Here is a 26,090-nt window from a genome sequence, read left to right on the forward strand (position 1 = left end):
ATGGCACCACAGTCCCTGCTGGATGCACTAATTCAGAAACTGCATGGCTGCAACGTCAGCGGAGATGCAGAGGAGGCACCAGTTGCTGTCATCTGGACCGATCCCCGCAGCGAGTGGAAACCACTGATACCTCTGTTGCGGCAGCAGCTTCCTGAACTGCTCTGCCTGGGCGACTACGCCCCAGAACAGCAGCAAGGCCCATCGCTATGGCTGCGCTGGGTCGTTGATCGCAGCCTTCCTTCTGAAGTTGACGCCGCCAAGCAAATCCCAGTGATCTATCTGCCGGGGATCAGCCGGCAGGAATTGCGGGCTGGTGAAGGTTGCCCCTGGGAGTTGGAGCCACTGATCGAGCTGATGTTCCGCGGCACCCCATGGCTGCAACGCAATGGGCGCGATTGGACCCTTGCTGCTTTCCTCGGCTCTGCCGATGCGCTGAATCTCGACCTCGCCGCTGATCAGAACACCAAGGCAGCCCTCAGCCGAGCCCTCACCGAACTGGCCACCGTGCCCTTAGATCAGCTGCGCGGCAAGCGTTTGGAAGCAGAAGACTTCGACGCCTTGCTGGCCGACGACCCAACCCGAGACCTGCTGCAGTGGATGGCGGATCCCCAGCCGTTCCAATTGCGTTGCGGTGAGGAGCGCTGGAGCGCACTCACCTCCATCTGGAAGAAAGAGCTCAAGTTCGATCCCGCCAAAGATGGCGAGCTCTCTGCCGCTGAACGGCTGGCCAAGGGGCATGGCAACTGGGCCAAGGTTTGGCAACGCTTTGCCGACACGCCTGCAGCGTTTCCGGGCCTCCCAGATCTGCTGAGGAGGGCTGCCCCTGCCGACATCCAGGGTGATCTTCTTGGCAGCAAAAACGATCTATCGCGCTGGCCGACCCATAACGAGGCTCGCGAGCTCGAAGTGCTCGAAGCACTCAAATCCCTGCCTGGCAAATCCCACCCCGACGCCTGCCGTTGCGTTCGCGAGCTGGAGGCCCAGCACAGCGAGCGGCGCAGCTGGATCTGGGCCCGGCTGGGCCTGTCACCGCTGGCACTGGTGCTCGAACCGCTCGGCCGCCTGGCCCAGCGAGCGGATCAAACACTGGTGGGGTCCACGCCGGAAGAGTTCATCGCGCCCTACACAGCCGATGGCTGGGAGGCCGATCTCTCCGCCTGGCAGGCGATGGCCATGGCCCAGACCGCCCAGGAGGAGCTGGTGCGCAAGGGGGTGGCGGCCCTGCTGCGCCCCTGGCTGGATGACACCGCCAGCCGCTTCCAGAAAGCTGTGGCAAGTAGTGGCCTGCCGACCCCAGCAGAGCAAGGCGCCATCACCGCCGAACCAGGCGAAGTGCTGTTGTTTGCCGATGGCCTCCGCTACGACGTAGCCCGCCAACTGCAGAAAGAGCTGGAGGTGATGGCGATCACCGGCAGCCTCAACACCCGTTGGGCGGGGCTGCCCACGGTCACCGCCACAGCCAAACCCGCCATCACGCCCCTCATCGGTGACATCCAGGGCCAGGCTCTTCCAGACGATTTCGCTCCAGCCTTCCGCTCCGGCAAGCCCACCAGTGCCGCCGAGCTTCGCAAGGCCCTCACCGCCCAGGGCTACACCGTCCTGGGCGATGGGGAGCTGAACATTCCGTCCAGCCCGGAAGCGCGTGGCTGGCTGGAGATCGGCGACCTCGATCACCGCGGCCACCAGCTGCAGAACGATCTGCCCCAGGTGATCCACGCCGAAATCGATCGGCTGGCGCTTCGGATCCAGAAGCTGCTCGATGTCGGTTGGCGCTCCGTGAAGGTCGTCACCGACCACGGCTGGCTGTTCTGCCCTGATGGTCTGCCCACAGCTGAGTTGCCCAAGCACCTCACCGCCAGCAAGTGGGCCCGTTGCGCCGCCATCAAGGGCGAGTCCCAAGTTCCGGTGCCCACCGCCGCCTGGAGCTGGAACCCAAGCGAGCAGTTCGCCACACCCACTGGCGCCGCCTGCTTCAACACAGGGGGCACTAACGCCTATGCCCACGGCGGCATCAGCCTGCAGGAGTGCCTCACGCCTGTGCTCGTCGTCTCCGGTGGGGAGAACAAAGCACCAGCTGCGACCATCACCGAGGTCAGCTGGAAGGGTTTGCGCTGCAACCTTGAGGTCAACGGTGCCACCACTGATCTGAAGGCTGACCTGCGCCGCGACACAGCCAATGGCCCTTCAGTGGCCACCACCGCCAAACCCATCGACGATGGTGCTGCCCGTTTGCTGGTCGAGGATGACGAGTTGGAAGGAGCTGTGGTGATGGCCGTGTTGATCAGCCCTGAAGGGCGCGTGATCGCCCAGCGCCGCACCCTGGTTGGAGGAGAGTCCGAATGAGCCCCGCCGACATCGCCACCACCAGCGAGATGGACCAGCTCGACCAGCTCGGCGCCAAGGCCTTTGATGGCTTCCTGGTCCGCAAGGACCTGGTGCGCAAGTACTCCCGCCAGTACCCGGTGCCCACCTACGTGGTGGAGTTCCTCCTCGGCCGCTACTGCGCCAGCACCGATCCGGCCGAAATCGAAGAAGGGCTGCAGATCGTGGAAAAGCAGCTCCAGGGCCGAACGGTGCGCACCGGCGAGGAGGAGCTGTTCAAAGCCAGGGCCCGGGATCAGGGCAGCGTCAAGATCATCGACATCGTGCGAGCTCGACTCGACACCCGCAGCGACTCCTACATGGCTGAGGTGCCCAGCCTCGCCATCCGCGATGCCCAGATCGACGACGAGCTGGTGCGCGCCAACGAGCGCATGCTCACCGATGGCTTTTACGCCGAGGTGTCGCTCGAATACGACCCGGTGATCGCTCAGGAGCGCAACGGCCGGCCCTTCCGCATCGCCGGGCTGCGTCCGATTCAGATGTCCAACCCCAACGTGCTGGGGATCCTGGCCAAGGGCCGGGCAGCGTTCACCACCGATGAGTGGCGCGATTTCCTGATCCGCTCCATCGGCCTGGAACCGAGTGCCCTCGATGAGCGGGCCAAGATGGTGGTGTTGCTGCGCATGGCTCCCTTCGTGGAGCGCAACTTCAACCTGGTAGAGCTGGGCCCGCGCGGTACGGGCAAGAGCCACCTGTTCCAGCAGATCTCCCCCTACTCCCACCTGATATCGGGCGGCAAAGCCACCGTCGCCAAGATGTTCGTCAACAACAGCAATGGCCAGCGCGGCCTCGTCTGCCAGTACGACGTGGTCTGCTTCGACGAGGTGGGTGGGGTGTCCTTCGATCAGAAGGACGGCGTCAACATCCTTAAGGGCTACATGGCCTCCGGCGAGTTCAGCCGCGGCAAGGAGAGCATCCGCGCTGAAGGCGGCGTGGTGATGGTCGGCAACTTCGATGTCGATGTGGAGCAGCAGCAGCGCATCGGCCACCTGCTAAGTCCCTTGCCGCGTGAGATGCGTGACGACACGGCCTTCCAGGACCGCATCCACGCCTACGCACCCGGCTGGGATTTCCCCAAGCTCAACCCCAACGAGCACCTCACCAGCCACTTCGGCCTGGTCAGCGATTTCCTCAGCGAGTGCTGGAGCCGCCTGCGCGATGGCAGCCGCCTGGCGGCAATGCAGAACCGCATCCACCTGGGCGGTGCCCTCAGTGGCCGCGACATCGAGGGCGTCAACAAAACGGTCAGCGCCCTGATCAAGCTGCTGTTCCCCGATCCCGAGATGGAGATCCCCGACGAGGATCTCGAATGGATCGTGCGCCTGGCGCTCGAATCACGCCGCCGGGTGAAGGAGCAGCAGAAGCGCTGCCTCAAGAGCGAGTTCCGCAACACCCACTTCAGCTACACCCTCGGCCTCGACGGGGTGGAGAAGTTCGTGGCTACGCCCGAGCTCCACAGCGACGACGCCATTGATGGCGATCCCCTGCCGCCCGGCCAGGTCTGGGCGATCAGTCCCGGCACGGGTGAAACCGGCCCCAGCCTCTACCGGATCGAAGTGGCCGTAGGCCCGGGCAGCGGCGTCAAGATCCTGAATCAGCCCGTACCGCCGGCCTTCCGCGAGAGCACCAAGGTGGGCGAGCAGAACCTCTATTCCCGCGCCAAGGGCCTGGTGGGCGACCGTGATCCTCGCGGCCACGAGTTTTCCATGCAAATGCGCGCGATGGACAACGACCGCAGCGGCGCTGGCCTCGGCCTTCCGGTGATGGTTGCCCTGGTCGGTGGCCTGCTTGACCGCAACACCCGCGGCAGCACCATCGTTGTGGGTTCACTGAACCTGGGCGGCTCCGTCGAGATGATCCCCAACGCCGTCGCCATTGCCGAACTGGCCGTGGAGAAGCAAGCCAAGGTGTTGCTGATGCCCGTTTCAGCTCGCCGCGGGCTGAACGACCTACCCGATGACCTCTGGACCAAGATCTCGATTGAGTTCTACAAGGATCCGGAGGATGCGGTGTTTAAGGGGTTGGAGGAGTAAGCGAGAGCTCTAAGTATCAAGAATGCCATGTTGTCGTCCTGTCAGCTTGATTACTCGGAGCCTGCTGCCGCCAAGAAGGCTGCATGAACACCCCTTGGTCAGACCCGCTTCCACTTTGTCGATACCGTGAGGCCCCGCGGGAGAAAGGCCTCTATCTCATAGGTACCAGCAATATCGACTCGCTGCCAGTAAAGGCGGGGGACTCTTCTGATCTGTATCTCGGAGAAAACTTTCCCGACAACTTCTTCATGCTCTACGTCGGCCAGTCCATCGACGGGAAGAGCACCATAAGAAAAAGGCTCTCCGATCATGCATGCGGACGAGGCAACAAGCACATCGGAGCGTTGGCGAGGATCAACTACCCTTTATTCTTTGCAACCAGGGCAGGCAGGGAGGAAGCAGGTCTTGAAGTCACCTTCCTGATCGGGATCGACCCTCCACCTATATTTAATAAAAGAGATGAAAGAACGAGGTCGTCTCTGCGCCTTTGCAGAGAGGTGTGGGAAAGCGTTTCTCAAGCCGAAAAAGACCACATATCTCGTCAGGTCGCTCTAGACGATGAGTTTGATCCCTATTGAATGAGTCACAACGAGAATCTCTAGGAAGACTTTCCGAAAGTTTCGCGTTATTTCCGTCCTTGGTTCATGCGAAAACTGTGAAAGATCTCTCGCATCTTCAGACTGCGGGGCGGCGGCAAGGATCGGAGCCGCGCCCGCGGCTGGCTGATGGTGGTGCCGCATGACGCTGCACACCACAACGCGGCGCTTGGGGGAACACTGAGAGCAGATGCTCATGCCGCCATGGACTATCGCTATCAGCGGCTGGCTGTGCTGCGCAGAGAGTTGGCTCAGCTCACTGCCCAGATATGCGCCACTCCCGTGGGCTCACCCGAGCGGGATGTCTTGCTGATCCCGATGGAGCCTCTGATGGACACGGTTCTGGCGCTTGCCGACGAGCTGCACTGTTGAGCGGCTAGCTCCCAAGGCCACAGACCAGACCCCCGCATCGGGGCTGGGCTTGATCCTGCGTGGTGGCATCGGAGCGGGCTGCTTCCTGCAGGCCCGATCTCACGGCCCTGGGCAGAGGGCGTAGCAGCTCTGGCTTGGCTGCTGTTCGTCAGGAGTGGAGGTGGGATCGCCATCAGTGCAGCGCACACCCACCGCATCCCTCGGCCAGTCCTTACGCCGCGTCAAGGATCAGGCCAGGCGCCCCTGCGGGGCGTCCTTGTCATGGCGCTGCGGCCGGCCGGTGGGGGTGGGGTTCTTCGCCGTCCTCAAGGTGGCTTCCCCGCTTTCCCCCTCCCGCCGCCGCCAGTCAGCTGCAGCCCTCAGCCGCTCGGCCCTCAAGGCCCGTAATGCTCTGGTGCTGGAGCACCTGCCCCTGGCCGATGCCATCGCCTCCGTCATGGCCCGGCGCTTGTTCCCGCTGGTGGAGCGGGAGGATCTGATCCAGGTGGCCCGAGAAGCTCTGATTCGCTCAGCTCCACTGTGCAGAGCCGGCTCGCCGGCTGCGCCCTATCTGCGCCGTTGCATCAGCGGGGCTCTGCAACACCACCTGCGCGATCGGGTGCGCCTGGTGCGGGTGCCGCGCCGCCTTCATGAGCAGGGCCAATGCCCACTGGGGCACGCCAGCCTCGATGCCAGCCTTGATGGCGAGCAGTGCCGGCTCGATCAGCTGGCTTCCCCCGAGCCCGAGATTCCAGCCAGCGGCGTTGAGCAGGGGCTGGCGCTGGAGCAGCTGGTCGATCAGCTGCCCGCCGCCCAGGCCACGGCCCTGAGGCTCACAGTCCTGGAGGGCCTGTCGCTGCGGGCTGCGGCTGAGCGGCTTGAGATCAGCTGCATGTCGGTGCAGCGAGCTCTGTCAGATGTCAATCAGGTTGATGTGTGGCGTCAATCAGGTTGACCGGTGAATGAGCTTGGTTTCGGGACCTGCTTCTGGCTTGAAATCCAGTTGGGATCTGGATCGTGACCAGGCCTGTCGCGGCGCGTCAATTCGGTTGTCCTGGTGGGCTTACTGATTGGGTGGGTGGGCCAGTTTTCGTGTCGCCGCCTTGGTTCTGTTTGCTTAGGCCGATGGTGGTTGTGATCGTGCCGGCGATGACGCTCGCGTCAATTACGTTGGCGGGTTGCTCTGATCACTGGAAACCCTTGCAGCAGCTGCTTTCTGCCGGTAGCTCTCGCCTTTGATGCCGATGATGTGGCAGTGGTGCACCAGCCGGTCTACCGCCGCCACAGTCATCGATCCGTTGGGAAAGATGTCGTCCCACTCCCGGAACGGTTGGTTGCTGGTCACCAGCAACGAACGGCGCTCATAGCGGTGGCAGATCAGCTCAAACAGCACCGAGGTCTCCAGTTCGCTGCGGCGCACGTAGGAGATGTCGTCGATCACCAGCAGGCTGTAGCGGTCCAGCTTTTGCAGAATTGCCGGCAGGTCATAGGCCGCCTTGGCCTTCTGCAGCAGCTGCACAAGCGCCGTGGCCGGGAAGAAGCGGCAGGCCTGGTCCTGCGCAGCCATCGCCATCGTGATCGCAATCGCCAGGTGGGTCTTGCCCACGCCGCTAGGGCCAAACAGCAACAGGTTTTCCGCCTGCAGCAGCCAGGTGGTCTGCTGCGTCAGGCCTTGCAGCTCCTGCCATTGACGCGGGTCGAGATGCTGGTGGTCAAACCCGTCGAGCCCTTTCTGCCAAGGGAGATGGGCGCCGCGCAGCAGGCGCTGCTGGCGGGCGATTTGCCGCTGCTCCAGCTCCAGTTCACAGAGCGAGTAGAGGAACTGGCCAGGGCTCCAGCCCTGGGCCTCAGCCTGCTCGGCCAGCGGCTGCCAGTGGCTGCGAAAGCGCGCGAGTTTCAGCTGTTTGAGCAGCAACGGCAAGGTCGCTTCCACCGCCTGAGAGCGAGGAACCGGTAAGGAGGTGGTCATAGGAAGCCAGCAGGTGTTGAGGAATCACGGGATCAGGCAGGGCGCTCCGCCGCGGCGGCAGCCGGAAGCGTTGCTGCAACAGCGAGAGCGACAGGGCCTTGCGTTGGTGGGCTTGCTGCAGGAAGCTGAGCACAAGCTCAAAAGACGCCACCCGCACGGCGACATACAGTGCCTCGACCATCAACCGGGCCGCGCCGTCACGGTCACCGCCGGCCAAGAGCTGTTGCCACAAGCCCCACCAGCGCTCATCGGGGAACAGGTGGCGCTGGTAGCGGCAATGGAGCAGAGCCCGCGGCTTGGCACGTAGGCCATCGATCAGGTGCTCCAGATCGATGCACCAGGCTCGCTTCTCGCCAGAAGCGCCATAAGCGCGTGGGAGCTGGCAAACCCAGTCGCGACCGAGGTAAACGACCAGTCGGTCATGGTGCAAGCGCACCGCAACCTGGCGACCGATCAGGCTCGGCGGCACCGAGTAGACGACCTGGCGCACCTCGATCGTGCTGGTGCTCCGCACCCGCACCGTGAGCAGCTCGTAGTCGGCAAAGCGAAAGGCCGGCAGCGGGCTGAGCACCTCCAATTCCTGTTCGTAGCGCCGTTGCCGCGGGGCATTGAGCGTGCTGAACACCTCAGCGACCAGCTTGCCGTATTCGGCGGGTTCCTCGAAATCGCAGCTGCCGCGCAGGATCAGCTTCTGCTCCAGCCGCCGTTTCACGTGGCCATGGGGTGCCTCGACGATGCCGTTCTCATGGGCCACACCACGGTTATTGCGGCTGGGGCTCAGGCCGTAGTGGCTGCAGAGCGCCTGGTAGCGGGGCGTGATGTCGAGGGCGTAGCTGCCGTCACGGTTGCGGCTGGCGGCCGATAAGCGATCAGTACGCAGTTCTTTTGGCACCCCACCGCAGGCAGCCAGGGCGTTCTGCAAGCCCTCGGAAAGGGCCACAAAGCTCTCGCCGCCATGGATCACCTGCCCGTAAGCCCAGCCACTCCAGGCCAGGCGGTAATGGAACAGCAGGTGCGGGAATGGTTCTCCCCGCAGGGTGATCTCCACGCGCTTGACCTTGGTGAAATCACAGAAGCCGATCTCGCCGGGCTGGTACGCCAGCGGGAACATCACCTCAGGCGTTTGGCCATGGAGGGTCTTCCAGTGCTGAACCCGCCGCTGCAGGGTGCGTTTGACAGAACTCCAGTCCTGATCAGGATTTTGCTCCTGCAGGTGCTCCAGCAGCGTGGTGGGCGTGAGGGCTGGATGGCGTTCAAGCAGGGGAAGCAGCAACGGCTCCCACACCGCCGCCAATGGGTCAGGGCGTCGTCTACTGCGGGGCTTGGCGGCTTTGGGTTGCAAGCGACCGGAGTCGATCCGGTGGGCACTGCTCACCGAGATGCCCGCCGCAGCGGCAGCCACCTCCTGGCGGCTGCCGGCTCGTCGTTTGGACATGTACAGCGAAATCTGTTGAGCGGTGAGGGGAGCAGGCATGTCCCGGTGCCCTGCGCATGGCAACCGGATTCAGCAGAACCCCTCAAGAGCGGTCAACCAGATTGGCGTGACCCCTCAACCAGATTGTCGTCGAACAGAGCTCAAAAGAAAGCCCTGGCAGCTCTGCGCCAGCAACTCACTGATGGGGGCTGAGGCCCCTTTCGCTTCACGCGCAGCGGTGTGGCTTGCTCGGGTCCTCTCCAGTCTGAGGCCCTCCTGGTGTCGGGCCTCCCCTGGGATCGGTCCCGTCGCTGCGCCGCTCTCGGCGCCGATTCCATGGCCATGCTCTCTGCTGCTGCCTCGCCGTTCTGCCGGCCAGAAGAGGATCCGTTCCTGCTGCTTGAATCCAGCCTCAAGGCGATCGAGCGGATCCTGCAGTTGCGGCGGGGGCTGCCGCTGCGCCGCACCTGGATTGATTATCCCTACGGAGAAGAAGAAATTACCCGGCTGGAGGAGGAGGTGATCCCGGCGATCCAGCGGTGTCTGGCGCGTGTGGATGAGCTCGATGAGCGGCTTCTCGCCCAGCAGGAGCGGCTGCAGCGCTGGCAGCCGATGGCCTGAGGCCCAGGGCCCGCCGGGAGCCCTGATCCCGGCATCAAGGCCCAGCCAGCTCGTCTGGCCATGCCGGCGGTGGCGGAGCGCACTAGCTGGTCAGTGCGGGTGTTGCGGTGGTCCTTGAGCGCAGGAGAACACGGCCCCGATGATCCGCCTCTCGGTCAGGAACCACCCGTAGCGGTGGGCTGGCCGCACCACAGCGTCAAGGCCAAGGCGAGCACCGAGCGGTGACCTTGACCCCGTGGCTCAGGGGCGTGGAGGGGGGCGTTTCTTCTCCCATGCGCAATGGAAGCCACCACCAACGCTCCCTGCCGGTCCCGCCTAACACACCAGAGCACGCCCCTGCGGTGTCATCCCGTGCAGGTCGCCCGTCAGCTCGTGTTGTTCTCACTGCCGGATCTGCAGCCAAACGGCAGCTGCTGGGATCTGATCTGCCCAGAAACGGGCTGGGAGGAGCCTTTGCCCTGGGGCGTTTGACAAGCGTGTCAACAGATCAGGTCCACCGCGGCCAGAGCAGACCGCTGCTGGGGCGCATCGAGCCGTTGCCGTTACCGCTGCCGCTGCCATCCCCACCTGGTTCGCCTCCCCCACCGCCACCAGCACCGGAGAGCAGAGGCCCCTGCTGCGGATGCTGACGGGCGCCCACCGCGCTCAGGGACGGGAAGTGATTGATGAAGTCAGCCGAAAGCGGCAGGAATTGCACATCGCTGGCGTGAGCGCCGACCACAAAGTTGAGTTCATTGCATTCCTGCCAGTCACTGAACAGCAGCGGGTTGATCCAGGGGCTGCTATGGCTGTGGCTCGTGCCGGTGGGCATCCACAACCAGACGTCGTAGCTGCTGGAGCGCTGGCCCAGTTGCAGCATGACGCCATCGGCAAAGGTCACCTTCCCGAACTGGATGGTGGGACCGCCCTTGCTGGTGTTGCCGATGAACAGCTTGGGCGGCAACTGCACCAGTGGCAGAGGAGCCTGTAGCAGGCCCTGGGCTGCGAGGGTGTTGTCGTAGAAGCCCAGATGCAGGCCGCTGCGGAGCTGCTGGGTGTAGGTGGGCAACGCTGCCGCAAAGGGTGAGGCAAAAGCGGAGAACTCCATGCCGGTGTAACCAGCCAGCACCGACTGCCCGTAGAACTGCCTGGCAGTCCTGGGAAAAATGGCGATCGAATGCCAGCCCTGACTGCCGGGACTTTTGTAGAGGGCATGGCAGCAGTCGCGGTGCAGGTCCTCGTTACCGCCTGTGGTCTTGAGCGCCCAACAGAACCATTCCGCTCCTGGAGTGGTGTCCTGGGCGATCAGCAGCAGCGCTCCGACGCTGGAGTACAGGCCGGTGGTGGTGTCGAGATAGGCCAGCGCTGTCATCCAGCTGCTGGAGTTGCTGTAGGAGCCGTAACCACCGTTGCTGCTGGTGTCTGAGAAGGTGCTCGCCTTGGCGTAGCCAAAGCGGGCGCTGCTACTCGATTGGCTGTCACCTTGGGCGGTGAGGCTTTCGGTGATCAGCCAGATGTGAGCAGGATCGGTGGGATGGCCCAGCTGCCAGGTGTAACCCCAGCGATTGCTGCTGGCATCGGCATGGCTGCGGATCACCGCAAGGGGGAAGGCCGCGTTGCTGGGATGGGCGTTGACCGCATCTGCAAAGGAGCGGAAGGCCCCATCCAGTTGCAGGCCGACTCCGGCCGGCTCTTTACCGGTCCACTTCCAGCTGCCGGGAGCAAAGACCTGGGCGAACACCTGAAAGGTCATGGGCCCGTCGCCTCTTCCTTGGTGCGGAGCAGCAGGCCATGGCCGCCGAGGGCCAGCCATTCGCTGCCATCAGCGGCCTTGTAGTAACTCAGTGCGGCGCTGCTGAGGTTCACCGCCGCGAAATCCGGCGGCAGGATCAGCGGGTCAAAGCGATAGGCCGGCACGTTGACATTGGCTGCATAGCCCCAGTCCGTCATGGCAAGCACCAGTCCGGCCGGTCGCTGGATGCGCACGGTGGTGAGCAGGGTGTCGCGCAGCAGGCCGCGGGAGCCGATGGGTTGGCCGGATTTCTTGTCCCAGCTCACTGCCCGCAGGCCATCGGCGGCGGCAGTTGATGCTGGCGTCGCCGCCAGGATCCAGTGGCCCGACACCTGATCGCGGGCGATCAGCAACGGCACCGCCTGACGGTTGGTGTAGCGGTGCTGGCTGTAGGCAAAGACGAAATATTCCTGCCCTGACTGCAGTGACCAGCCCACCTGGGCCGTGAACGGCAGTGGGTTGCTGCTCCAGGTGCCATGGGCAGGGCCCACCTCGCGACTGGGGAAGATCCAGCCGTTTGCATCCTCATCACCGAGGAGGGGTTCGCTGTTGCCGATGCCCGGCAGGATCTGCAGCGCTGTGCCGGTGACCATCACCTCAAGGATCAGCACCGCCGGATGGCCAGCGGGGGTGAGCTGCGCGAGGGCCGCCTCGAGGCGCCAGCCGCAGGGATCGGTGGCGGTGGCCTCCGGGTTGGGCGGCGTGACGATGCGCAGCTCATGCTCGTTCACCTGGGCATTGGCCGCAGCGATCCAGGTCTGCAGGTAGCCGTTCACCTCTGTGGCGACAGAAGGCCAGGTGGTGCCGGTGCCGAGGCGGCTGATGTCGAGCAGGGTGCGGCTCATGGGCTGGTCCTCATGGCGCCAGCACCACCGCGGTGACGGTGACGGCGATGGCGGCCTGGCTGCTGCCGGTGTTGCGCACCAGCGCCCGCAGCGGCGGTAAAGGCAAGGCGGTGGTCACCTCGCTGGTGAAGTAGGTGCCGCCCGGTGGTGCTGTGATCGAGAGGGCCTCGGCGGTGGTGGCCAGATCGAGCAGCACGCCGCTGCCGGCTGCCGGGTCCTGGCTGATGGGGCGGCTGCCATCGGCCTCGCGGGCAGCGGCCGAGCTGTAGAAGCTCACCCAGGCGGGTGCATCGGTGCTGATGCTGAGGAAATGCCCCAATCGCCCCAGGCCAGGCAGATTCAGCAGGGCGCTGGCTGCCGGCAGCAGGGGCGTGGTGGTGGCACGCACGCTCACCTGCTGGCCTGGGAGCTGGGTGCGCGGCAGCCAGTTGGCCATCAGCCGATCCCCATCAGCTCAGCAGCTCCGTCGACGCCGCATCAGGGCACCACCTCGATGCGACGGATCGCCCGCACCTGGTTGGTGAAGGTGCTGGTCTTGCTGCCCGAGAACTGATCGCCCGTGTAGGTCGTCCGTTGGTAGGCGGCACTGCTGGTGGCCTGCGTCGAGGTCCAGTGGAAAAACGCCTCATCACCAACGTTCTCATCGAAGTGATAGAGCGATTCAGCACCACCAGCCAGGAAGGCGGTCAAGGGTGTACGGGCCGGGTTGCTGTCGGTGTAATCATCGCCCTGGGGAACGGCATAGGGGTTGGCCCCAAAGCCCGTCCCGGAGTAGGTGCCGTTCGCGGTCGTCTCCGGCTTGAAGGCCCGCCAGAGGATGTCCCACTCCTGGGTGGCGGGGAGATACCAGTCGTCGTAGCCGGCGATGCTCAAGCCACGGCAGAACTGCGCCGCCGGATGGCTGGTGTTGTTCATCGCCTCGCTGTTCGCCCACCCATCGAAGACGCTGGTGGTGCCAGCGCTGGAGGTGTTGGCCGTCTTCCAGGCCAGGTTGAGGGCCGAGCCCGAGGCCTTGGGCGAAATGATCAGCGCATGGGTGGCGACGCCATTGGCGGTGTGGCTGATCAGACCGGCGTAGTAGCCACCCTCAAAGACAGCACCGATCGCTGGCAGGTCCGCCACCCGGATGGGACCGAGCTGATAGACGGTGCCGGTGAGCAGATCGAGGTAGAGGTCGCCATCCATCGCGCCTGGGATGGAGGAGGGCGGAGCACCGCTGCCGGTGAACCAGCCCGTGCCGCGTGGACCGATCAGGCCATCGGCGCCAGCAGGACCCTGAATGCCTTGCGGTCCCTGCGGGCCAGCAGGTCCCTGGGGACCGGCAGCACCCTGAGCACCCGCTGGGCCAGCCGGACCCTGGGGCCCCTGGATCGAGCCGCCATCCACCCAGCTGCTGCTCGCGCTGTCCCAGACCCGCAGCGAGTCATCGCTCTGCACGATGTAGGCATCGCCCTGATCCGGGTTGGCCGGCAGGTCATTGACCGTCGCCACCGAACCCTTGAAGTTGATGCCGATACCGGCCGGGCCCTGGATGCCCTGGGCACCGGTCGGGCCCGTGGGACCGGAGGGTCCCGCCGGACCTTCTGGCCCTTGCAGGCCGGCAGGTCCTTGCTGTCCCTGCGGACCAGCAGGGCCTTGAGAGCCTTGAACCCCAGGTGAACCCTGCGGGCCGGCAGGTCCCTCAGGACCGCGAATGGAACCGGTGGAACTCCAGGACCCCATAGCAGCCAGTGGGCGGTTTGCCCGTCGCGTCACCAGCTATTGCCATGCGGTTGTGCAGGGGCTGTCGAGCCTGGTTGGCCACACCCCGTGAAGGACTGTTGAGGCAGCGGTTTCGCTCCATTCAGCAGATCTATGAAGGATGTAGAGACCAAGACCGGGGCGGTGTCAGCCGAAAGCCTCGCAACAGGTCCAAGGGCGCTCCCTACGGGGCGCCCTTCCCATTGATGGGGGTACTCGTCGGGGCTGAGAAGCCGCTCCGTCATGCTGTGGAGCAGAGAGAGCGCTTGATGCCCCAGTCCACCCTTGAGCGACCTGCCGCCCTGCTGAGCACCATCCCGACCGTGGCGGCGAGCACGACACGATGCAGCTGGTGAATGGGGCGCGGGATCTGTTGCTGGGCCGCAGCCTCAGCTGAACTGCACAGACACCGTCAAGGCCTGAGGCGAGCCGGATGAGGCCGTGACCTCGAGCCACAACCACTGGCCCTCAGGGATAGCCGGGACTTGGAAGCTGGTGATCACGCTGCCGCTGGTGGTGCTGGCGGTGGTGATCGGATCGGTTGTGACTGCCGTGCCCGCAGCGGAGACATCGGCGCCATGGCGCAACGAAAAACTGATGCTCGGACTGGTGCCGCCAGTGAGCACGGCATCGACGCGGCCGATGGTCAGGGTCTGGGGGGCGTGCAGCAGGATGCGCCGGTCATTGGCCTGGGGATTGGCCAGCCAGACCAGCTGGGGCGGCATCGGTCCAGGAGGTCCGATCAGAGAGGCCAGTTGTCGCCAGGAGAGGGGCATCGTTCAACAGGGGCCTTTCTCTGCTTTTGCCATCAAGGCGAGAGCTCATAGACCTGGCCGCTCAACCGATCCAGGTAGAAGTCACCCACCGCCGGTGGTGGCTGCAGGGTTGATGGCGGCGGGCCATCGCCCGAATACCAGCGGGTGGCGCGGCTGCCGACGCCCGATTCCTGCACCACCGCCAAGGCCGGCTCACCGCTGGTGGGGTCTGGCATGAAGCCCAGTCCCCCATTCGGATGCAGCCTGAGCTTCCAGACGACGGCATGGCGGCCGTCGTAGGGCTCACCGCTGATGCCAGCACTGGGGATCAGCGGCTGGATCACACCGCCAGTGCCACCACCACCATCGCGGTTGTTCAGCAGCTGCTGCGGCGGCACCGGGCAGCCCACCAGGGCGACACTCAGCGTGGCGATCAGCATCCCCAGCTGCACCTGCACCGTCACATCGGAGCGCTGGGCATAGACATGCCGCAGGCGGGGCGCCTGCCTGGAAACGGCAGGCCAGGGCACGATGTTGCTGCTGCCATCACCCCAGCTCACCGAGATCGGTGATGGGATGCTCTGGCGTGGGTTGATCACCAGCTCGATGGCGGCCGAGCCGATCGGTTCGCTCCAGCGGCTATCAGCCGGCAGCCAGAACAGCTCAAGGTCATCAGCTGGGATTGGGCCTCTGCGATAACCGAGCTCGGCCCAGCGAGCGAACTCCATCGGCAGCACCCATTGCTCCACGCCTGGACAGCCGAGCGGGGGAAGCAGCCTTACGCGCTGACCGCCCACGGTCCGTGGTTGCTGGGGCAGGGGATAGGCCATGGCCAAGAGGCGGGTGGATCAGAGCAGCGGGTCGTCGAGCAGGTCCTCCGGCAGCGCGGTGAGCGCAACCTCCTCCACTGCGCTGGGGTCGTCACCTGGCTCGGTGGTGGGCGCCGCTGCCACTGCCAGGTCATCGGTGCTGATCGCAGAGGGTTCTGGCGTGGACTCTGTGGCTGCAGGAGGCTGCTCCTGGTCCTGCTCCTGCTTCCGCTCCTGCTCGTTCCTGCGGCGCTTGCCGCGCCTGCTGCGGCTTGATGCAGGTTTTGCATCATCCGGCTCAGGGAGTGCAGCAGCAGCTGCGGCGATCGGTGCCGGCGGCTCTGCCCCGGCCACACGCCAGCCGAGCGCCAACCAGCCGGGCAGGTGCACGGGCCAGATGTAGCGCTCCTCGCTGCCCTGGCGGATGCGCAGCATCCCGGCCGGCAGCGGTCCCTGGGCGGCCATTCCCGTCATCTGCGCTCCTGTCATGGTCAGGCTGGCAGGGTGGCGGTGAGACCGACAACCATCCCCTCGGGAGTGGAGGGGGTGACGACCGCCTTGGCAAAGCAGAGCGCCGGCAGATCGGCGTTATCGACATCGGCGGTGTCCAGCAGGATGTCGTGACCGGAGATGTAGGCCTCCACCCGGCCGCCTTCTGCTGGGACGGCGACAGTGGCGACGGGGACAAAGGTGCCCATCGTGCCGTCCCGCAGCTGCGGTGCGAGATGCAGCACCACCGTCACCGCATCGCTGTGGCCAGGGTGGGAGACGAGCAGGGAGAAGCGTGCGGCGGCATCAAGCTTGGTGTTGAGCTTGACCACCTCCCCGCTGCTGAACACCTTCTCGGTGTCGCGGGTGGCGGAGCGGTTGGTCCAGCCCACCAGCAGGGTGGCGGCATCAATGAGGGGATTGGCTTTGAGGCGAGTCATCGGTCGGTCTCCAAGGAATGGGTACGGAATGGCGATCAGGAGATCGGAGCAATCGAGTGCAGCCGGCCTGCAGCACGGGGGTGCATGACGCCAAAGCCGACGTACCAATCGATGCGAGTGCGGAACACCGGTGCATCGGGCACCTCACCGAGGTCACGGACGGAGATGCCGTAGCGGCCTTGGAAGGGGCCCTGCAGACCGGTCACCGCCTGATCGCCAAAGGTGCAGCAGTAGATCGAGCTGGTGCCACCCGCTTCCCCGTAGCCGAGCACTTCCAAACCCTGGGCGTCGCGATCGACGGTGAGGATCTGGCACTCCTGGTAGTGATGCACCATCACCCCCAGGTTGTTGGTCGAGACGTTGTAGACGCCCTGGCCAACGGTCTGGCGAGCGAGGGCATTGAGCTGGCGGCGCATCGCCTTGCTCATCACCAGATACTTCCTGCCGCCGTAGGAGTTCACCGAGTCGATCAGCTCATCGAGCTTGTCGAAATCGAGGGCGCCGCCACCGTTGTTGAGCGCCATCTCAGTGCCAGGGGCAAGGCGTTTGGCGAGGCCGTCAAAGCCACGGCCCTGGCTGGCGGTGGCATCACCGTTGATCAGTGCCGCTTCCAGCGTCAGCCGCATCGAGCGCACCTTCATCTCGGTCTGAGCAGCACGGGCTTCCGGGCCCTGCAGGTCAACGATCGAGCGGTCCACGTCGACATCACCCCCGAAGAGGTGCACGGCTTCTGACTGGGGATCGACAACGCCGTAGCTCTGCTTGTAGCCCTCGTTCACCGCCCGAAAGCCCACCGAGGGGAGCTCTTTCTCGACGGAATAGAAGAGGCCGCCGCCGGCGATGTTCATGAACGGCAGCCAGCTGAGCAGTTCGCCCTCAGCGAAGGTCTTGATCACCGCCAGGTGCTCCAAGCGGGTCTCGTACTTGGCTGCCTCGATCAGGGTGAGGCCCATCGGTGCTGCACTCCCGGGGCCCGGCCCCAGTTGACGTCACCAGCTATTGCCATGCGAGCAGACAGCCGATGCGATCCATCTGGCCGCCGCCATGCACGGGGGCTGTGATGCGCTGCCTTGCGCCTGATTGTCCGGGTGCAAGCCGCCAGCTGGCAGATCACAGCGGGCCTGTGCAGGACATCGGTGGCCATCCAAGTCGGCGCGGGAAAGAACGGATGCACCGCTGCCCCAGCCGTCTCGCCCTGGCAAGGATCAGGCCGGGCGCCTCTGCGAGGCGTCCTTGCCAGGGCGCTACAGCCGGGGCTGATCGCGGTTGTCCCTCGCCTCCTCTGTGATGGCCTCCTCCTTTCTCTGCTCTCCGGCCGCTGTTGAAATCCGCCAGCTGATGGTGCACGTCTATCCCGGCGGGATCAAGGCTCCTGATGCCGAGCGCATCACGGTCTTCTATGGCCGCCAGGGCAAGCCGGTGAAAAAGCCCCGCTTCCTGCCGGCTGAGCTGGCCCACAAGCTGGCCCGCAAGCTGCAGGCCAAGCGCATCGGCACCGTCTCAGTGCTCTGAGCCTGGGGCCACGGGCCCGCCCCGGTGGAGCTCCTGGCTCCACCGGGCTTTGTGCTGCTCTGCTCTGGGCATGGCCAGACTGGCGCCAGTGGCCACGTTGTGTTGATGACGGTGCAGACCGCACGCCTGTCGCTGCTGAACCGCATCGCCAGGGTGCTCCTGTGCCTGGTGTTTGTGCATGCCGTGATCGGCAAGCTGACGGGCTTTGCAGGTCCAGCAGCTGCAATTGCGGCTAAGGGACTGCCGTTGGCGCCCGTGCTGCTGGTGGCGGCGATGGCCTTGATGGCGGTGGGCTCAGCCCTGGTGATCAGCGGCTGGAAGTCCCGTCTCGGAGCCGTGCTGCTGCTGGTGTTCCTGGTGCCCACCACCCTGCTGTTCCACGCTGATGTAGCCGATGCCGGTGAGCGGATTCAGCTGTTCAAGAACCTGGCGATCATCGGCGGCTTATTGCTGATTGCCGATCAGGACAGCAGGGCTTGAAAAAGGGGATTTTCCAGAAGCTGAGAAATTTTCGAGGCACCCTGCCCAGCTTCTACGTTTTTGGGGGAATACCCCCTTTATTTGAGTCTTGATTCGTTCCCGTCTGTGAATGGTCGGGGATCGGGCTTGATTGATTGGCACGCACCACCGGCAGGTCTTGCCAGTCCTTCCAATCGAAGTGCCACCACTCGGTGGGGAAGGCGCGGAAGCCATGGCGCTCCATGGCCTTGCGCAGTCGGCGGGCATTGCTGGCTCGATCGTTGCTGATGCCAGGGGCATCCACATGTGCGGCTGCGGAGAAGTCATCGAAATCCGTGGGCATCGGCAGCTCCTTGCCGCGTCGGTCCACCAAGGTCACATCCACCGCTGTCCCGCGGGTATGGCGGCCAGCATTCATTGCAGGGTCGGAGACGTAGCGCGGGTCGCGGATGGCATCCCACATGCGCTGCTGCACCGCCAGCGGGCGATAGGCATCCCAGACCTTGAGGCCCAGACCCTCGCGCGCTAGATCGCGTTGCACCCGTTGCAGGGCGAGAGCGACTGGGCAGCGCAGCTGGGGATCAAGCCGTGGGTAAAGGGTGGCGCCCAGAAAGTTGTAGGGACTGGCGTAGCGCAGCTCCAGCAATGGCCTGGGCTGCAGCGCCAGCAACGACACCAACCCATCGCCGCTGCAACGCAAACCGGATGGGGCCGACGTGCTGGCTGGAGCGGCCACTGTTGCTGCGCTGATCACTGGGGCAACTGCGGCCAGCAGAGCAATCGCTGTGCGCAAACCAGAAGACATGACGATCGCTCGCCAGATCGAGCCATGACCTTAGGGAGTCGTCCTGGCCGTGGATCTTGATCATCGCTGCCGCTGCCGGCGGTCGCGATTCGTGGTTCGTTGGGCTGCTCGCTCGGCTGCATTCATCCGGCGTGCGAGTGCTGTGGCCCAGCGGCGGCCGGGGTCACCGCCCCAGCCATCCCAGGCCTGCCGTCCTTTGCCGTACTGGTGCCAGGTTGAGCCCTGCTTGTCCACCTCGTGCCGCGAGAAGAAGCGCACCATTCGATCGATGGTGGTGGGTGAGAGCTCCTGTCTGTTGCGCAGTTGCCGCGCCCGGGCCAGCCCCACCGGCGTCATGCCGCGCTTGGAAGGCGGCTGCTGGGCCCGGCGCTCCAGGGCGCGATCGGCTGCAGCAGCCACAGCGGCAGGGGGTCGGAAGGAGAGTCCGGCGTAAAAGCGGCGCGGTCGTCGTGCCATCAGCATCAGGTGTGTGAGCAGGTGGAGTCAGCGGCGAGCACTGCGGCCGTTGACTGCAAAGGACGCCCGGTAGAGCTCAGAAGCACTCATCGCCTGCGGGTTGATCGGTTCACCGTTGCTGCCGATCCCAGACACCGTCAGCCCAGCAGCGGCCTGCATGCCGGCCGGACCTCGCTGTTGGAACAGGAAGCCGTAGACGGGATGCACACGCATCTGATCGAGAAATTCGCTGGTGGTCATCGGCCGGCCGTCATCGCCGAGCAGCGGCTTGCCCTGGCTGTCCAGCGGTTCGAGCACGTCCTTGCCATCGCTGCCGCTGCTGAGCCGGAAGCACGCCCCCAGCTGACCCTTGAAGATGTCAAAGAACGTGCCGCGTGCATCACCACCAGTGCGGCCCTCGGCTTCTGAGAAAGCCCGCTCGAGCAGGCTGTCTTTGCGCAGCTGCAGGATCTGCTGCTTGGCCTCATCGCGCTCGGCTGCAACAGCAGCCACCTTCTGGGCGGAGGCCTCTTCCATCTGGCGTTCGCGCAGTTCCATCTGCTGTTCCAGCACCTGCTTCTGGCGTTCGGCCTCCTGCAGCCGGGCGTATTCCTCGGGGTTGATTTCCGAGAAGCGGTTCAGCTGCTGCCGCAGGGTGCGGATTTCTTTTTCGAGCTGGTTGGTCTTGCGACGCTCATCCCGCAGTGGATCTGAACTGCGGCTCTCGGCTGCAGGAGCTGACGTTGTTTCGGCTGCCGTAGCCGGCGCTTTGTCGGCTTCATCGGTGTTGGCCGAGGCCTCTACCGCTGTGGTCTCGCCAGGGATTGACGTAGCGGCATAGAGGTCATTAGCGCTTGGGCCGCTGGGGGCGGCAGGCGCAGTGGTGGACGTGGAGGAAACAGGGGAAGTGGCCATGACCCATCGCGGCTGTCGTGGAGTGAGCACCCCATCCGGGCTGTGCTCACCAGCTGTTGCCATGCCGCCGCTGGCTTACAGATCGAGCGCCGGAGCAGCACTGGCCGCCGCTCGTCGCCTGGGCAGGAACAACCAGCTGCCGGCCGGTAGGGGTGTGGAAGGCCGATACAGCGGCACCACCAGGGCTTCTCCAACCGGCAAAGCTGTGGAGGGCCTGATCGCGAACAGGTTCAACACCTCCCCCAGCGGTAGCGGTGCATCACCGGGCCACTCGCGGAAGTCGCTGTAGGCAGGGTTGAGCTTGCGCAGGGTGGTGCGGGTGGTGCCGTACAGCTGGGCAATGAAGGTGAGCGTTTCGCCCTCGGTGACTGTGTGGCCCTCAGGCCTGAGCAGCCAGGCATTCTCCGGTTGGTCTCGCAGCCAGCTCACGCTGGTGCCGTGCAGCTGGGCCAGGCCGTTGAGCGTGTCGCCCTCGGCGGTGCTGATCTCGGTGATAGCGCTGATGTCGTTGTTGAGCGCGCGCAGGGTGTCGACGGTGGTGCCGTAGCGCTCGGCGAGCGACAGCAGCGTGTCATCGTCCTGCACCACGGCGATGCGGTTGGGTTTGAGCACCAGCTCCAGCCGCTCACCGAGCAGTGGTTGGGCCAGCGAACCAATGCCACCGGCGCCAAAGGGTCCGGCGAACTCGGTGACGGTGAGGCCGGCCAGTTGGCCTCGGCTGATTGGTGGCAGCAGACCAGGGGATTGAAGCTGCGCCAGCGACCCGAGCCAGATGGCACCAGCGGCCGGCGCCTCGCAGAAACGGCCATCGGCCAGGGGCGGCCGGTAGCCCACCTGACTCCATGTCATCTCAGCGTTCAGCCAGTCCCAGGGATCGCTGGGTGATGGATCCAGCAGGGCGGAGCGGCAGAGATAGCCCGTGTATGTGAAGTCACCGCTATCGATGCCCAGATTGCCGCTGCTCACGCTCACTATGCGGCCACGCTTGAGAAAGGCCTCGCAGACCATTCGTCCGAGGCGTGGTGAATCAAAACGGCCAGGCAGTTGGTGGATGAACAGCAGCAGGCGGGCGTTGGCGTAGGGCTGCAGCACTGAAGGAGGCAACGCCCCAGACGGTGTCCCCGGGGCAGGGGTGAGCGTCATGGTTCAGCCCCGCTCCAGCGCGGCGGTGAACCCACTGCCCTGGCCGCCCAGCTGCGGGTCGCGGCTCCAGCCCGCCAAGGTGGGCAGCATCAGCAGCAACGCCTGGGCATGGCTGGAGCGCTGACGCCGCAGCGCCTGCTCGATCGAGAGGCCACTGCCGTAGCGAGTGACCGTTTCCTCGCGCAGCAGCTCGGTGTCGAACTCGATCACGTCCGCCTTCTTGATCGGCAGCGTCCCGTCCTCCGGCAGAGCATCGGGGCTGGCGGCCTTGCGGCGGGTCTCGATCGGTGCCTGCAGCTGCTCGGGGCCAAGCCCCGCCAGCTCGGTGTCGATGGCGCTGATCGCATCCAACTCGCGGCGAGCGGTGGGGATCGCGTCGGGGTAGAGCTGCTCGAGATCGACCATCGCGTCATTGATGGCGCGGATCGCCGCCATGTGCGCCGGGACCTGGAGGGCAATGCGGATGCCCTCCAGGTCAGCAGCGCGCCAGCGGTAGGGCGAGTCGGTGGGGGTCTGGCTCATGCGGCTGCAGCTGCGGCGTCTGTCTCCTCTTGCCTTGGAGGCAGCAGTGGCGATAACGCTGCCGCTGCTGCGCTTCCCTCCCCAGCCTTGGTCGCCGGGCTGTCATCCAGCGTCGGGCTGCTGATCGCATTGGCCGTCGCCAGCGCCAACTGGTGTCGCAACTCCTCCCGGCTGATCACCCCCTTGTCGAACAGCTCGATCCATTCCTTGACCTGGGGCTGGGGCTGGATCGGTGGGGTGAGCGGGCTCACCGTCACCTGCAAGCCAGCACCCGGATCGAGGGGTTCACCGGTCAGCGCACACCAGTGCTGCAGCAGGGTCGAGAACAGCGATGCCTTCTGAATCGCCATCGCCTGCAGCAGCGCATAGCTCTGAGAGGCCGTGAGGCTGATCTCCATCTCGGTGCGGGCCGCCCCGCGGTTCTGGGATGGGATCAGCGCATCGCGGCGCATGGTGTCATCGAGGATCTGCAGCCAGGCCCGGTGCTCCGCAAGCGACCGTGCCCGGATCTCCACGAACTCAAAGGACGCATCGGCCGGCAGGTCCATGCAGGTGTTGGGGCCCAGCACCACGGGGCCGGCCTGGCTGTTGCCCATGGCGTCGACCATTCCCTTGCGCACGCCGACAGGGAGAGCCGTGCGGCTCAGCAGTTCCTCGTATTCGCTCTTGCAGCGGAAGTGGTTGAGGTACTGGTGCGCCAGGCCCAGGTGCGGCAGGTCGCCCTCGCCAAACCCGGAGCCATCGGAGGTGTACCAGCAGGCCGGCAGGCTGTGGATGCCCTCGTAGGTCGTCACCACCGGCTCATCGCAGCGCCAACCGCTGCTGGCCTGGGGGTCAGCGCAGACCGGGTGATGGGCCAGCTGCAAGCCGGTAATGCTTTCGCCAGCGGTGAGCAACTGCAGGCTGCGGTAGTGCCAACGGTCGGGGCCATCGGCATCGCCCAGCAGGGCGTTGATCTGGTCGGTGACAGCAACCTCGCTGCCTGGAGCCTCGGTGCTGATCGGCCTGTTCACCGGCTCCCGCCAGATGATCCGGCCCGGCGGGCCATACGAAACCGGCAGCTCCCAGTTCAGGCAGTTGGACCGCGGCACCAGCTGCAGTCGAGGGAGGGATAGGCGATCCCCTCGGCGCAGGGCCTCCTGCCGGTCGCCCTCGCTGGGCCAGCTGTGCTCAGGGGGCAGCACAAGGACCAGGGCAGCGCCATCGCGCAACACCAGCAGGTCGGCAGCGGCCAGAAACACGCCGAGGTCCGTGCCCCGGCCGTCCACGTCAGTGAGCACCGAGCTCAGGCTTGCGGGGAGGCTGATCCAGCTCCCCCGGCTGAGCATGCCGGCGTAGGTGCGCAGCGCGTCGCGGAAGAAGCCCGACGGGCGAGCCGCATCGAGGCGCTTGCGGTAGGCGGTCTCAGGCTCCCGTTCACCCTTGGGCAGGTAATGCTCCTTGCGGCTGGAGCCGTCAGGGGCGGCGAGCAAAGCCCAGCAGTCGGCGGTGACCTGCAGCGACCCCGCCAGGGCCAGCAGGCTGGGGTGTTGCTGCCAGGGCGTCTGCTGGCTGGCGAGACTGCTCACGCGGCATCGAGCGGCTACGAGCTATTGCCGACTGGGGCTGCTGCTGCCCTGCTCCGCGCTCAGCAGTGAAGCCTCAACTGGACGCGGTTGTGTCGGCTGGTGGAACTGATCTGTTGGAGACGCAGCAGAGCTGATGACAGAGCAATCGCGGCCACCGGGCCTGATCCAGCGCTACCGGGAGGAGCTGCAGGCCCGCCACTACGCGCGTCGCACGGTGGCCACGTATGAGCAGTGGCTGCGGCGGTTTCTGCGGTTTCATGGCATGCGCCATCCGCGGGAGATGGGCAGCGCGGAGGTGAATGCTTTTCTCACGCACCTGGCAGTGGAGGGGAAGGTGAGCGCCTCGACGCAGAACCAGGCGCTTTCGGCGCTGCTGTTTCTGTACCGGGAACTGCTGGAGCGGGACCTGGAGCTGGAGGGAGTGGTGCGGGCGCGCACCAGGAGGCGGCTGCCGGTGGTGCTGAGCGAGGCGGAGGTGAGGGCGGTGCGGCTGCATCTGGAGGGAGTGCCGGCACTGGTGGTGGGGTTGCTCTACGGCAGTGGTCTGCGGTTGATGGAGGCCCTGCGGCTGCGGGTGAAGGATCTGGATTTCGAACGGCGGGAGCTCACGGTCCGCGATGGCAAGGGCGGCAAGGACCGCATGACCTTGCTGCCCCAGAGCCTGGTTCCTGAGCTGAGGCAGCACCTGCTGGTGGTGCGGCAGCTGCACCGGGCCGACCTGAATGCAGGCTGGGGGAAGGTCCTGATGCCCTATGCATTGGCGAGGAAGTATCCCCATGCCGATCGTGAGTGGGGATGGCAGTGGGTGTTCCCTCAGCAGAGGCGCTGGCGCGATTCCGTGAGCGGTCAGCAGGGGCGGCACCACATCGATCCTGCCCTGGTGCAGAAGGCGGTGAAGCAGGCTGTGGCGGAAGCGGCGGTGACCAAGGCGGCCAGCTGCCATACCTTCCGCCATTCCTTTGCCACCCATCTGCTGGAGCGCGGCCAGGACATTCGCACGATCCAGGAGCTGCTCGGCCACCAGGACGTGTGCACAACGATGATCTACACCCACGTGCTCAACCGCGGGCCACTTGGGGTCAACAGCCCTGCGGACTTTGTGTAGCATTGAGAACCGGTGGTTCTCGGACCCGTGAACAAGCACTATAAGTAGGGTCGTCCGCAGGAAAAGCCTTGCCCAGCCTGGCGCCCCCTGGATCACAGCTTCAAGTGAGGTGTGGTTTGCAGAAGGGGAGCCTGGGGCCCGCGTGGTTCTCGGAACCGTCCAATGACTAGTTCGCTTCCACGCCAATGGTCCGGGAACGGCAGCCGTGCCAACATTTTTGTTAGGTTTATAGTTGTAACAATTTTCATAATAAGCGTGTGCTTTTTCATGTCACAAGGCTCGCGCATCAGTGCCTGGTTAATAATCACGTAAAAAGCGCCAACATTAATAATTGACATAAAAACTGAAACATGCTAAAATGTAATTAGATACATGTATTGTTATGGCTGAAGCCCAGTTTGAAAAGCCACAAATTAGGCTATCACCCTCAGGAGTAGCTTACGTCAATGCCGCTGACATCCTGAGAAGCAGAGTTGGCAGAGAAGAAATTGACAGAATTTCGAGAATAGTTGTATCCAGGCATATTAGGAGAAGCGCCACTAAAGATAACAAAAAGCCACAGGCTGGCTAATGCCTTTCAATTTACTTCTGTTGCCACTGCTTGGCGGGTATATATTTATCTCTAAATGCAACAAGACACTCTTTGATTCAAAGAGACACTCTGGGCAACGTCTTTTAATCGAGTCAGCAGTTTGGGGGCTGATATTCTTAATCATCTCACATATAACGTCTAAGTTTCTGATTTCGACTTTTCCCGCTTTTTATGAATGGTGGAAGTGGCTTGTTCCATTCAGACACTCTGGAGTCGCATTTGGAGCATTTCTTATTGGATTGTGCAGTTGGCCAATTGTCAATAAGTTCTCTTCAAGAAGGCATGAACAAAAGAAAGCAATTAAAAAATGGAATGACTACCTTGAGATAATTCTGGATCAAGCTCTTGAGAATACCAAGCAGCTTATGGTAACTCTTAAAAACGGAAAAGTCTATATTGGATTTGTGCTATGGCCATTCAATCCAGAGTATGATCGCAAGTATATTTTTATCTTGCCCACCGTCAGTGGCTATAGAAACAAAGATACTCATGAACTTGAGCTTACAACTCAATATACATCCGTGTATAAACAGATGATTGAAGAAGAGGCCGAGCGCCTGGTGCTTGGGGTTGAAGACTTCCGCATCCTCGTGCCTATATCTGAAATAGTATCTGCGCACTTATTTGATAGCCTAGCCTTCGAGAAGTTCAATCCACTGCCATCTGCCACCGAAGAAGAATAACTTATCGCCCAAGACAAGAGGAATCATGTCATATGAACTTCAATCAGACTTTGCTGCATTAAGCTATAATTTGCAATTTACTTTGCCTCAGGGTGGGAGAGCAATGAATTTTATCCGCCCACTGAGGAAGAGTCTT

Annotated in this window: 27 protein-coding genes; 10 read left to right on the forward strand and 17 right to left on the reverse strand. The window is 64.1% G+C overall.

Going from position 1 to position 26,090, the window contains the following annotated elements; all coding sequences use genetic code 11:
* The 5 genes from pglZ to SynRS9909_RS01660 all read left to right on the forward strand — a co-directional run bounded on the left by pglZ (nucleotide 1) and on the right by SynRS9909_RS01660 (nucleotide 6,317).
* Nucleotides 1-2,343, forward strand: a complete 2,343-nt coding sequence (pglZ, locus tag SynRS9909_RS01640) for a BREX-1 system phosphatase PglZ type B (RefSeq protein WP_038000893.1) — start codon at nucleotides 1-3, stop codon at nucleotides 2,341-2,343.
* On the forward strand, nucleotides 2,340-4,415 hold the full coding sequence (gene brxL / locus SynRS9909_RS01645) for a BREX system Lon protease-like protein BrxL (protein ID WP_007100806.1): 2,076 nt from the start codon (nucleotides 2,340-2,342) through the stop codon (nucleotides 4,413-4,415). The genes pglZ and brxL overlap by 4 nt, the downstream gene beginning before the upstream one ends.
* Nucleotides 4,416-4,498: 83 nt before the next feature.
* The gene (locus SynRS9909_RS01650) at nucleotides 4,499-4,993 is read left to right on the forward strand and encodes a hypothetical protein (protein WP_162858298.1); all 495 of its coding nucleotides are present in this window, start codon (nucleotides 4,499-4,501) and stop codon (nucleotides 4,991-4,993) included.
* Between the two features lie 147 nt (nucleotides 4,994-5,140).
* Nucleotides 5,141-5,383, forward strand: coding sequence for a hypothetical protein (locus SynRS9909_RS01655; protein WP_007100804.1), 243 nt, complete (start codon nucleotides 5,141-5,143; stop codon nucleotides 5,381-5,383).
* Nucleotides 5,384-5,543: 160 nt separating this feature from the next.
* A complete protein-coding gene (locus SynRS9909_RS01660; RefSeq protein ID WP_240307723.1) occupies nucleotides 5,544-6,317 on the forward strand; it encodes a sigma-70 family RNA polymerase sigma factor in 774 nt (257 codons plus the stop codon).
* A 210-nt stretch (nucleotides 6,318-6,527) separates the two neighbouring features.
* Here the strand turns inward: SynRS9909_RS01660 and istB are convergent, their stop codons facing one another.
* Together istB and istA are read right to left on the reverse strand one after the other, a co-directional pair.
* Entirely contained in the window at nucleotides 6,528-7,283 is a 756-nt protein-coding gene (istB, locus tag SynRS9909_RS01665; RefSeq protein WP_007102656.1) for an IS21-like element helper ATPase IstB, read from the reverse strand.
* Nucleotides 7,210-8,766: an IS21 family transposase gene (gene istA / locus SynRS9909_RS13865; protein WP_162858297.1), complete on the reverse strand. Its 1,557-nt coding sequence runs from the start codon at nucleotides 8,764-8,766 to the stop codon at nucleotides 7,210-7,212. Before istA ends, istB begins: the two co-directional genes overlap by 74 nt.
* Nucleotides 8,767-9,024: 258 nt before the next feature.
* Between istA and SynRS9909_RS01670 the strand changes: the two genes are divergently transcribed.
* A complete protein-coding gene (locus SynRS9909_RS01670) occupies nucleotides 9,025-9,366 on the forward strand; it encodes a hypothetical protein (RefSeq protein ID WP_240307722.1) in 342 nt (113 codons plus the stop codon).
* A 487-nt stretch (nucleotides 9,367-9,853) separates the two neighbouring features.
* Here SynRS9909_RS01670 and SynRS9909_RS01675 read toward each other — a convergent pair whose 3' ends face one another.
* From SynRS9909_RS01675 to SynRS9909_RS01715, 9 genes are all read right to left on the reverse strand, one after another.
* Nucleotides 9,854-11,098 carry a hypothetical protein gene (locus SynRS9909_RS01675; protein ID WP_007100797.1) on the reverse strand — a complete coding sequence of 415 codons (1,245 nt, stop codon included), beginning with the start codon at nucleotides 11,096-11,098 and terminating at the stop codon, nucleotides 9,854-9,856.
* The gene (locus SynRS9909_RS01680; RefSeq protein ID WP_007100796.1) at nucleotides 11,095-11,982 is read right to left on the reverse strand and encodes a hypothetical protein; all 888 of its coding nucleotides are present in this window, start codon (nucleotides 11,980-11,982) and stop codon (nucleotides 11,095-11,097) included. The genes SynRS9909_RS01675 and SynRS9909_RS01680 overlap by 4 nt, the downstream gene beginning before the upstream one ends.
* Before the next feature lie 10 nt (nucleotides 11,983-11,992).
* A complete protein-coding gene (locus SynRS9909_RS01685; RefSeq protein ID WP_007100795.1) occupies nucleotides 11,993-12,418 on the reverse strand; it encodes a hypothetical protein in 426 nt (141 codons plus the stop codon).
* Nucleotides 12,419-12,459: 41 nt separating this feature from the next.
* Nucleotides 12,460-13,473, reverse strand: a complete 1,014-nt coding sequence (locus SynRS9909_RS01690; RefSeq protein WP_222929181.1) for a hypothetical protein — start codon at nucleotides 13,471-13,473, stop codon at nucleotides 12,460-12,462.
* 638 nt (nucleotides 13,474-14,111) lie between these two features.
* Nucleotides 14,112-14,498, reverse strand: coding sequence for a hypothetical protein (locus SynRS9909_RS01695; protein WP_007100793.1), 387 nt, complete (start codon nucleotides 14,496-14,498; stop codon nucleotides 14,112-14,114).
* Between the two features lie 32 nt (nucleotides 14,499-14,530).
* Entirely contained in the window at nucleotides 14,531-15,307 is a 777-nt protein-coding gene (locus SynRS9909_RS01700; protein WP_007100792.1) for a hypothetical protein, read from the reverse strand.
* A gap of 18 nt (nucleotides 15,308-15,325) precedes the next feature.
* Entirely contained in the window at nucleotides 15,326-15,775 is a 450-nt protein-coding gene (locus tag SynRS9909_RS01705) for a hypothetical protein (protein WP_162858296.1), read from the reverse strand.
* A gap of 2 nt (nucleotides 15,776-15,777) precedes the next feature.
* Complete coding sequence (locus SynRS9909_RS01710) at nucleotides 15,778-16,215, reverse strand: hypothetical protein (protein ID WP_007100790.1); 438 nt, start codon at nucleotides 16,213-16,215, stop codon at nucleotides 15,778-15,780.
* A 35-nt stretch (nucleotides 16,216-16,250) separates the two neighbouring features.
* Nucleotides 16,251-17,168 (reverse strand): major capsid protein, encoded by a 918-nt coding sequence (locus SynRS9909_RS01715; RefSeq protein WP_007100789.1) that lies wholly within the window; start codon nucleotides 17,166-17,168, stop codon nucleotides 16,251-16,253.
* A gap of 334 nt (nucleotides 17,169-17,502) precedes the next feature.
* Here SynRS9909_RS01715 and SynRS9909_RS01720 point away from each other — a divergent pair, with 334 nt between their 5' ends.
* Both SynRS9909_RS01720 and SynRS9909_RS01725 read left to right on the forward strand, forming a co-directional pair.
* Nucleotides 17,503-17,727, forward strand: coding sequence for a hypothetical protein (locus SynRS9909_RS01720; protein ID WP_007100788.1), 225 nt, complete (start codon nucleotides 17,503-17,505; stop codon nucleotides 17,725-17,727).
* Between the two features lie 24 nt (nucleotides 17,728-17,751).
* Nucleotides 17,752-18,207, forward strand: coding sequence for a DoxX family protein (locus SynRS9909_RS01725; protein WP_007100787.1), 456 nt, complete (start codon nucleotides 17,752-17,754; stop codon nucleotides 18,205-18,207).
* A 52-nt stretch (nucleotides 18,208-18,259) separates the two neighbouring features.
* Here the strand turns inward: SynRS9909_RS01725 and SynRS9909_RS01730 are convergent, their stop codons facing one another.
* The 6 genes from SynRS9909_RS01730 to SynRS9909_RS01755 form a co-directional block, all read right to left on the reverse strand.
* Entirely contained in the window at nucleotides 18,260-18,991 is a 732-nt protein-coding gene (locus SynRS9909_RS01730) for a M15 family metallopeptidase (protein WP_007100786.1), read from the reverse strand.
* A gap of 60 nt (nucleotides 18,992-19,051) precedes the next feature.
* Nucleotides 19,052-19,447, reverse strand: coding sequence for a hypothetical protein (locus tag SynRS9909_RS01735; RefSeq protein WP_050752451.1), 396 nt, complete (start codon nucleotides 19,445-19,447; stop codon nucleotides 19,052-19,054).
* Nucleotides 19,448-19,474: 27 nt separating this feature from the next.
* A complete protein-coding gene (locus SynRS9909_RS01740; RefSeq protein ID WP_007100784.1) occupies nucleotides 19,475-20,341 on the reverse strand; it encodes a hypothetical protein in 867 nt (288 codons plus the stop codon).
* Nucleotides 20,342-20,416: 75 nt separating this feature from the next.
* Nucleotides 20,417-21,484 carry a LysM peptidoglycan-binding domain-containing protein gene (locus SynRS9909_RS01745; RefSeq protein ID WP_083774440.1) on the reverse strand — a complete coding sequence of 356 codons (1,068 nt, stop codon included), beginning with the start codon at nucleotides 21,482-21,484 and terminating at the stop codon, nucleotides 20,417-20,419.
* 3 nt (nucleotides 21,485-21,487) lie between these two features.
* Nucleotides 21,488-22,006 carry a hypothetical protein gene (locus SynRS9909_RS01750; RefSeq protein ID WP_007100782.1) on the reverse strand — a complete coding sequence of 173 codons (519 nt, stop codon included), beginning with the start codon at nucleotides 22,004-22,006 and terminating at the stop codon, nucleotides 21,488-21,490.
* On the reverse strand, nucleotides 22,003-23,574 hold the full coding sequence (locus SynRS9909_RS01755; protein WP_007100781.1) for a DUF4055 domain-containing protein: 1,572 nt from the start codon (nucleotides 23,572-23,574) through the stop codon (nucleotides 22,003-22,005). The genes SynRS9909_RS01750 and SynRS9909_RS01755 overlap by 4 nt, the downstream gene beginning before the upstream one ends.
* Before the next feature lie 133 nt (nucleotides 23,575-23,707).
* Between SynRS9909_RS01755 and SynRS9909_RS01760 the strand changes: the two genes are divergently transcribed.
* Together SynRS9909_RS01760 and SynRS9909_RS01765 are read left to right on the forward strand one after the other, a co-directional pair.
* Nucleotides 23,708-24,679 carry an integron integrase gene (locus tag SynRS9909_RS01760; RefSeq protein WP_007100780.1) on the forward strand — a complete coding sequence of 324 codons (972 nt, stop codon included), beginning with the start codon at nucleotides 23,708-23,710 and terminating at the stop codon, nucleotides 24,677-24,679.
* Nucleotides 24,680-25,270: 591 nt separating this feature from the next.
* Nucleotides 25,271-25,954: a hypothetical protein gene (locus SynRS9909_RS01765; RefSeq protein ID WP_162858295.1), complete on the forward strand. Its 684-nt coding sequence runs from the start codon at nucleotides 25,271-25,273 to the stop codon at nucleotides 25,952-25,954.
* Nucleotides 25,955-26,090: the final 136 nt, after the last annotated feature.

The organism is Synechococcus sp. RS9909 (genome assembly GCF_014279595.1).
Classification (GTDB): domain Bacteria; phylum Cyanobacteriota; class Cyanobacteriia; order PCC-6307; family Cyanobiaceae; genus Synechococcus_C.